5 protein-coding genes, 3 tRNA genes and 1 pseudogene are annotated in these 7,906 nt (G+C 40.7%); all 9 read right to left on the bottom strand.

Translation table 11 applies throughout. The annotated features are described in order from the left end of the window. Positions 1–354: 354 nt before the first annotated feature. Positions 355–1,616, bottom strand: a pseudogene (locus Xbud_RS17620) (tyrosine-type recombinase/integrase). Positions 1,617–1,781: 165 nt separating this feature from the next. Further along, positions 1,782–1,868 (bottom strand) — tRNA-Leu (locus Xbud_RS17615). Positions 1,869–1,874: 6 nt separating this feature from the next. Further along, a tRNA-Cys gene (locus Xbud_RS17610) sits at positions 1,875–1,948 on the bottom strand. A gap of 5 nt (positions 1,949–1,953) precedes the next feature. Continuing rightward, positions 1,954–2,029 (bottom strand) — tRNA-Gly (locus Xbud_RS17605). 145 nt (positions 2,030–2,174) lie between these two features. Then, a complete protein-coding gene (gene pgsA / locus Xbud_RS17600; protein ID WP_099137337.1) occupies positions 2,175–2,723 on the bottom strand; it encodes a CDP-diacylglycerol--glycerol-3-phosphate 3-phosphatidyltransferase in 549 nt (182 codons plus the stop codon). A 56-nt stretch (positions 2,724–2,779) separates the two neighbouring features. Then, complete coding sequence (gene uvrC / locus Xbud_RS17595; RefSeq protein WP_099137336.1) at positions 2,780–4,612, bottom strand: excinuclease ABC subunit UvrC; 1,833 nt, start codon at positions 4,610–4,612, stop codon at positions 2,780–2,782. Between the two features lie 23 nt (positions 4,613–4,635). After that, positions 4,636–5,295: a UvrY/SirA/GacA family response regulator transcription factor gene (gene uvrY, locus Xbud_RS17590; protein ID WP_099137335.1), complete on the bottom strand. Its 660-nt coding sequence runs from the start codon at positions 5,293–5,295 to the stop codon at positions 4,636–4,638. 308 nt (positions 5,296–5,603) lie between these two features. After that, complete coding sequence (locus Xbud_RS17585) at positions 5,604–6,005, bottom strand: GFA family protein (RefSeq protein ID WP_099137334.1); 402 nt, start codon at positions 6,003–6,005, stop codon at positions 5,604–5,606. Positions 6,006–6,664: 659 nt separating this feature from the next. Then, entirely contained in the window at positions 6,665–7,450 is a 786-nt protein-coding gene (locus tag Xbud_RS17575) for a thioesterase II family protein (protein ID WP_169923103.1), read from the bottom strand. Positions 7,451–7,906: the final 456 nt, after the last annotated feature.

The raw sequence follows: 7,906 nt of genomic DNA, 5'->3' as shown, positions 1-7,906 counted from the left end.
ACTCATCAAGGAAAAATGTGTTGTGGTCGTACGCCAATAGAAACCTTATTGGAAGGCAAATTAATCCGGGCTGAAAAAAATCTCACCCAGATTTAATCTGACAGGCACTGCATCAAAGTGGGTGACTGTCAGATCAGGTTTGAACTACTACACATTATGCACCTGATGCGTAAAGATGATGGCTGTCGTGCGCTTGAGCATCTTCTCAAGTGTATTAGTTCAGACTATATCTGGCACTGAGCTGACTACCAAATAATACAACTATGGGTTGTATAAAAAGCAGACTTTGTTGGTAGTGCCAACAAAGTCTAAAAAATCATCTTTTATTCAGTATATTATAAATATTAATTAATGTTACTTCCGGCGTTTTTTAGCAAAATCATACGGAGTGATATGTTTTTCCCGGTTTGCATCCAGATAATCGGCCCACCATTGCACCATCAGTCTCCGTTCATCCAGATGTTTAGAGGTGTGAATATAGGCAGCCCTGACATTTTTTCTTTCCACATGGCTTAACTGGCGTTCGATGGCGTCATCGTTCCATAATCCAGATTCACCCTAGCCCCCCGCGCCATTGTTCGGAACCCATGCCCGCAAACATCGGTTTTGGTGTTGTATCCCATGCCACGAAGGGCATTATTAACCGTGCTTTCACTCATGACCTTTTGTGGATCGTGATCGTTAGGGAACATGACTTCACAGTCACCGCTCAGTTCGCGTAATGATTTAAACAAAATGACAGCCTGACGACTCAAAGGCACAATATGCTCCGTTTTCATTTTCATGCCCCGTTCGGAAAATTTAACGCCTTCAATGGCTTTTCTTGTGGCAGGGATTTTCCAGACTGCATTTTCAAGGTCGAGTTCTTCCCAACGCGCAAATCGCAGTTCACTGGAACGAACAAACGTTAATAACGTCAGTTCTACTGCAATGCGGGTGATTAAACGCCCATGATAGCGAGAAAGCCGGCTCAAAAATTCAGGTAAACGTTCGTGAGGCAGGGCGGGATGATGTTTAGATTTAACAGTGGAAAGTGCGCCAGCCATGTCATTAGCCGGGTTGGAATCAAGAATATCGTTCTGGACGGCATAACGCATGATGGAAGTGACACGTTGTTGTACTCGCTGGGCAATATCATGTTTGCCCTCGGCATCAACGGTTTTGATTGGCGCTAAAAGCTGGCTTGTCCGTAAAGTGGAAATATCCAGCCTGCCAATATGCGGGAAAATATAATGTTCGAGGCTGCGCATGATACGGTTGCCGTGATCTTCACTCCAACGTTTATTGCTGGCGTGCCAGTCACGGGCGACTTTTTCAAAGGTATGTTTTCCTTTTGCTCCAGCGTGAGCGACTTTTTTCTCAGCCTTAGGATCAATGCCCTGAGCAATCAGTTTCTTGGCTTCGTCTCGCTTAGCTCTCGCATCGGCTAGAGAAACGACAGGATAAACACCGAAAGCCAGTCGGTCTTCTTTTTTATCCGTGGGGCGATAGTACTTCATGCGCCAGTACTTAGCGCCGCGAGCAGTAACTTCTAGATATAGGCCGCCGCCATCAGCGAGTTTATAAGTTTTTTCTTTGGGTTTGGCTGTTTCGATTTGTCGTGCGTTTAGTTTCATTATAAGGGGCACATTTAAAATAGAAGTGTAGGTGCCCCTGATTATGCCCCGCTGTGCATGTTGATTGCAATAGACTAGAGTAGACCTAAAAAGAAAAGACCTGATTGATTTATCAGGTCTTTCTAGGAGTTAGTTTACTAGAGTAGACGTTAGTAAACTTATGTTTGGTGCCCAGGGCGGGACTTGAACCCGCACAGCCTAAAGGCCGAGGGATTTTAAATCCCTTGTGTCTACCGATTTCACCACCTGGGCTGAATCTGGAGGCGCGTCCCGGAGTCGAACCGAGGTAGACGGATTTGCAATCCGCTGCATGGCCACTCTGCCAACGCGCCTTTTTTGGAGCGGGAAACGAGACTCGAACTCGCGACCCCAACCTTGGCAAGGTTGTGCTCTACCAACTGAGCTATTCCCGCTTTTCTTTCGAACTGCTTGATTTACTTAACTTATTTCGTAAGCCTCATGTGCCGTTCGATGCGTTGCATTCTACTTATTTCGCGAAATGAGTCAACACAATTATTTATAAAACTTGTTTATTCGGTGATTTTTGCGTCGTTTAGATCATGTTTCACTCAAATCACCCCATGCTGTGCTCAAATATTGAAACATTGACCAGAATGTTAAGATGGCAGCAGCGTATAATAAGATGAATCCACTAACTTCTAATTCAACATTAGGACGCCATAATAAAGCAACCAATGCAGCCATCTGTGCGGTTGTTTTGACTTTTCCCATCCAGGAAACTGCTACACTGCTGCGTTTTCCTAATTCAGCCATCCATTCCCGAAGGGAAGAGATAATGATCTCTCGTGCAATCATTGTTGCTGTCGGTAATGTTATCCACCAGGAGTGATAATGTTCAGTTATCAGTACCAATGCGGTAGCAACCATTACTTTATCTGCAACTGGATCAAGAAATGCACCAAAACGTGTTGTCTGTTTCCATAAGCGGGCAAGAAAACCATCAAACCAATCTGTCGCAGCAGCGATAATAAAGATGATGGCGCATAACATCGGTGCCCATTGAAAAGGCAGATAAAACGCCAAAACAAAGAACGGGATTAAGGCAATACGAAACAGGGTAAGCCATGTTGGAATATTTAATTGCATAATGCTTAGTAACTATCTGACCATGTAAAGTTTATCAGTATGGTGCATCAATACTTTTAGTGTTTCAACGCATTATAGATTATTTCTGCCAGTGAATAAGAGATAGAAGGCACTTTTGCGATCTCTTCTACACTTGCGTTGCGTAAAGGCTGTAATCCTCCCATATATTTTAACAGCATTTGTCGACGTTTTGGCCCAATTCCTTCTATAGATTCCAGTGTACTGGTCTTTTTCACTTTTTCCCGACGTTGACGATGACCTGTTATAGCGTGGTTATGAGATTCATCACGAATGTGTTGAATGATGTGTAATGCCGGCGAGTCAGAGGGAAGAGCTATGCCCTCGCTTTCTGCTGTGAAAAATAGAGTCTCCAAACCTGCTTTACGGTCACTTCCTTTTGCTACACCAATCAGTTTGGGATGTTTTTTATCCCATTCGACATTTAATGAACGGAAAACTTCTATTGCTTGCGTTAACTGTCCTTTGCCGCCGTCAATAAAGATGATGTCAGGAATTTTGGCTGAATCAATCGCTTTGCTGTATCGACGACGCAAGACCTGATTCATCGCAGCATAGTCATCTCCTGCTGTTATTCCCGTTATGTTATAGCGACGATATTCAGAACGTACAGGGCCATTACTATCGAATACAACACAGGATGCAACAGTTTGTTCACCCATAGTATGGCTGATGTCGAAGCACTCCATTCTGTGAATTTTTTCAATGCCTGCAAATTCAGCAAGTGCAGCCAGGCGTTGGTGAATTGTCGATTGCTGGGAAAGTTTAGTGGCTAATGCTGTTGCTGCATTGGTGCGTGCCAGTTTGAGGTAGCGGGCTCTGTCACCTCTTGGGCGCGGTTGAATATGCACTTTTCTGCCGGATAAGGAAGAAAGAGAGCTTTCCAGTAATTCTTTCTCCGGTAATGAGAAGTCCAATAAGATCTCTGTTGGTAATGTCCTGTTCTGGCTACCCTGAAGGTAAAACTGACCAAGGAAAGTCTGTACTACTTCATCTAATTTAGTGCCGATTGGGATTTTGGGATAGTAACTGCGACTACCCAAAATTTTACCCTGACGAATGAATAAAACATGTACACATGCTATGCCTGCGTCAAAAGCAACACTGATAGCATCCAGATCATCCTCTCCACCAGAGACAAACTGCCGTTCAGTAACTTGCCGGACAGCTTGAATCTGATCACGATAACGTGCTGCGTTTTCAAATTTAAGCTGCTTGCTTGCATCTTCCATTCTTTTAACCAGCTTGGTCAGTACCTGCTGGTCTTTGCCGGACAGAAACAGGCGGACGTATTCTACCTGCTGTTGATACTCTTCATCTGTCACAAACCCTTTGACACAAGGGGCAAGGCAGCGGCCAATCTGGTATTGCAGGCAGGGTCTGGAACGATTGCGGTATACGTTGTCTTCACATTGGCGAATGGGAAATAATTTTTGCAAAAGTGTTAATGTGTCACGTACTGCATGGGAGTTTGGAAATGGCCCAAAATATTCCCCCTTAGCATGTTTGGCTCCACGGTATATGGTCAGACGAGGGTGTATATCACCACTTAAGAAAATATATGGGTAAGATTTATCGTCCCGCAGTAATACATTGTAGCGGGGCTGATAAAGTTTGATGTAGTTGTGTTCAAGTAGGAGTGCCTCTGTCTCTGTATGAGTTATGGTGACATCGATTTGAGAGATATTTTTCACCAGTGATTCTGTTTTGCGGCTGCCAACTTGTGCACGAAAATAACTGGATAGCCGCTTTTTCAGATCTTTAGCCTTACCGACATAAATCACTGTACCAGTAGTATCATACATCCGATAAACACCTGGCTGACTGGTTACTGTTTTTAAAAATGCCTTTGAATCAAATTGTTCTGCCACAATTTACCGCCCATCACTGTTTATCATCCACTATGATTTATCATATTGGGTGTATCAAGCAAACCACAGCGTATTGCTATATGAGTTAATTCTACATCACCCTTGATATTCAGTTTGTTAAACATCCTATAGCGGTAGCTATTTACTGTTTTTGGACTGAGATTGAGTAACGTCGATATCTCATTCACCTTTTTACCCTGAGTTATCATTGTCATGATCTGGAGCTCTCGCTCAGACAGTTCATCCAACGGGTTCTCTTTTTGCGGGTATAGCTGATCGAGTGCCATCTGTTGGGCAATATCAGGAGAGATATAACGTTGCCCTGCATAAACCGTTCGGATAGCGTTGATCATATCCTGAGGAGTTGCTGCTTTACTTAAATACCCTCTGACTCCGGCCTGCATAACTTTTGTCGGCAGGGAACTGTCTGTATGGATAGTCAACATAATTACGCGGGTATCCGGGGAATAGCGGATGATCTTTTTCGCGGCTTCAAGGCCTCCTATTCCCGGCATTCCCATATCCATCATAACAACATCCGTGGTGTTTGACCTGCACCATTTAACGGCATCTTCTCCGCTACTGGCTTCTCCTATAACTTTAATTCCCCGCACGTCATCAAGTATGCCTTTAACGCCAATGCGAACTAGTTCGTGATCATCAACTAATAAAACATTAATCAAACAACTTCTCCACCAACGTAATACCTACTGAAAATAGTGACAATTCAAGAAAATCCAATGGATGTACTGAATTTATCTTTATGATTTTTATAATATAATTCGACATAGAATCACTTTGACGCTCAAGTCAAATTAAATTGTTAATAATAAAGACTATATTATACTGGGATTAGTGTAAAACAGAAAGAAAATTGTTACATATCAATAGAATAAATGTAAAAGTAATTATCTTTTATGAGATGTGTTTGTTATAAAGCTTATTTGTCTTGAAAAATGCAATGAGGGGGAATTTCCCCTCATGCTAATGGTTATTTAAATAAGTTAAGAATATCCTGTTTAGTCAACATTGGTGTTTTTTCAACAAAATTGTAATAGCCGGGTTTGCTGTCGACATAGATCTGCTTAGATAATTTTCCTGAGTTACTATTTTCAAATAGTGCTACAGGGACAATATAAGTACTAGGTTGATGCAGATGGTAAAAGAGGTGAGTTCCACAGTTTTTACAGAAAGCCCGCTCTGCCCACTCTGAAGATGGATAGGTTGAAACATTTTCATTACCCGCTATTTGCAAATCGTTTTTGCAATCTACAGATAAAAACGGGCCTCCATTCCATTTCTGGCATGTTTCACAGTGGCAGGCATTGATACTTTCGATACTTTGGTTGGTTTTTATTTCTACTGCCCCACACAAACAATTGCCTTTATTCATTATTCTGCCTCATATATTTGAGATAATTATTTGAAATTTTATACCAATATGATTGAGGTATAGCTATTTCGCTTTGTTGTAATTGTCATATTTATCACAATAATGCACTGGTTCGGCACGGCATAAAGTTAGAATTATGAATTATTTCTTCTTATCTTCGTCTTCATCAATATGCCAGCTATGCAGTATACTATGAACAAATGGTGTAACTACAAATCCAATAGCAATAAAAAAGATCGCTTGTAGAAATAAGCCATAAACAGCCACAAAATATTTTCCCAGTGTACTGTTTGGCTCAATATGTAGGCTTTGTGTTCCAATCATTGAGACAGAGTTTAAAAGCACATCAGGAATAGCATGGCTTTCAATCAGGAAAAAACCAATACGTCAGGAATAATACCGATTAAGAAAATGATGCGAGCATGAAGAAAGAAACAAGCTTCCTTTTTTGATTTTTGAAAAGAAAAATAAAAGGATAGTTTATTTATTTTCGCGCCAGCACAAGAATATAGGTAGTGTTCATGTGATTCAAAAAATAATCTTGAACTTCTTATAATATGCCTAATAAATTTCGAGTTGCATTACAGCGGCAAGAGAACGAATCCCCAGAAACATAGGCTATTATGTGACCAGGAATTTGTTCTCTTACAAAGCATTAGTTAAGCACTTGATAGGAGTGTGTATGGTCGTCTGGATATTTTCGATTCAAGGATATTTGATACAGCATCGATAACCGGGTCATTATTATCATCAATAAAGAAGTGGCTGCCTTCAAAAACGATGACTTTTTTATCCTGCTCGAAAAAATCGAACCAGGAATAGAGTTCTTGCTCTGCTACCAGAGCATCATTTGTTCCGCCGAATACCGTTAGAGGGCAAGCAAAAGATGCTGTACCAGAATAATAATACTCTTCTGATATTTTGAAATCAGCCTTTATGGCAGGTAAAATCAGTGAGAGTAATTCATCATTGTCAATAATCTGTTGATTAACGCGCCCAAATTCCTGCAATGCAATAGTAAACTCTTTATCTTCTAGAGCACTTATTGGTTTTCGGATGGCAGAAACTTGCGGTCCTCTGCTACCTGAGGCGATAAATTCAATGGGTAATGGTAATGATTCTGCATCGATTTTTCTTAACAGTTCAAAAGCTATTCGGCTGCCTAAACTGTGTCCTAAAAAGATGTATGGTATATTCAATAATGGTTTTATATTGACATATAAGTCTTCAATCAGGCTCTTCATGTCGTCGTAAGGTTTTTCCTTGAATCTTGCTCCTTTACCCGGCGATTGAATAACTAAAAATTCAACGTTTGCTCTGATTTTTCTGGCAAAAGGAACAAAAGTTGAGCTGCCGCCTCCGGCATAAGGAAAGCAAAATATCCTGATTTCTGGATTAAAAACATGGTTGAGCTTAATAAAACAAGGGGAATATTCTTTGTTCACAATCGGATCCCATTATTATTTTTTTAGGTAGCTTAAGATAAGCAGATTTGATTATTTCTGATTTCTCATTAGCAGAATGCTACCGTCCCTGGAGTATACTATCCAATATTAAAATATAATCCTTTTTGGGGTTTTTTATTATGGTAATAAGATTTTATGAAATGAGACAGAGAAAATAGTTTAGTAATTATCCTATTGAATATATTATCTTTTATATTCTCACTAAATGGGTTGCAACGCCCCGATTAACCACACTTATATACTCTTTTGTAATATCAATCACCAAATAACTACAATTTTGATGATGGTATTGTGTTATATCTTCCTGCAAATTACCTCCTTTTACTGTCATATCAGCAGGGCAAACGGGTCTAAATTGCTCAATGTGATTAGCGGAGTATATTCAGTACAGAGAAATAGGAATAATCGCCGTTTGTGATTTATCATTAGCAACCT

The sequence above is a fragment of the Xenorhabdus budapestensis genome (assembly GCF_002632465.1).
In the GTDB taxonomy this organism is placed as follows: domain Bacteria; phylum Pseudomonadota; class Gammaproteobacteria; order Enterobacterales; family Enterobacteriaceae; genus Xenorhabdus; species Xenorhabdus budapestensis.
This window is presented reverse-complemented; position numbering and strand designations above follow the sequence as displayed.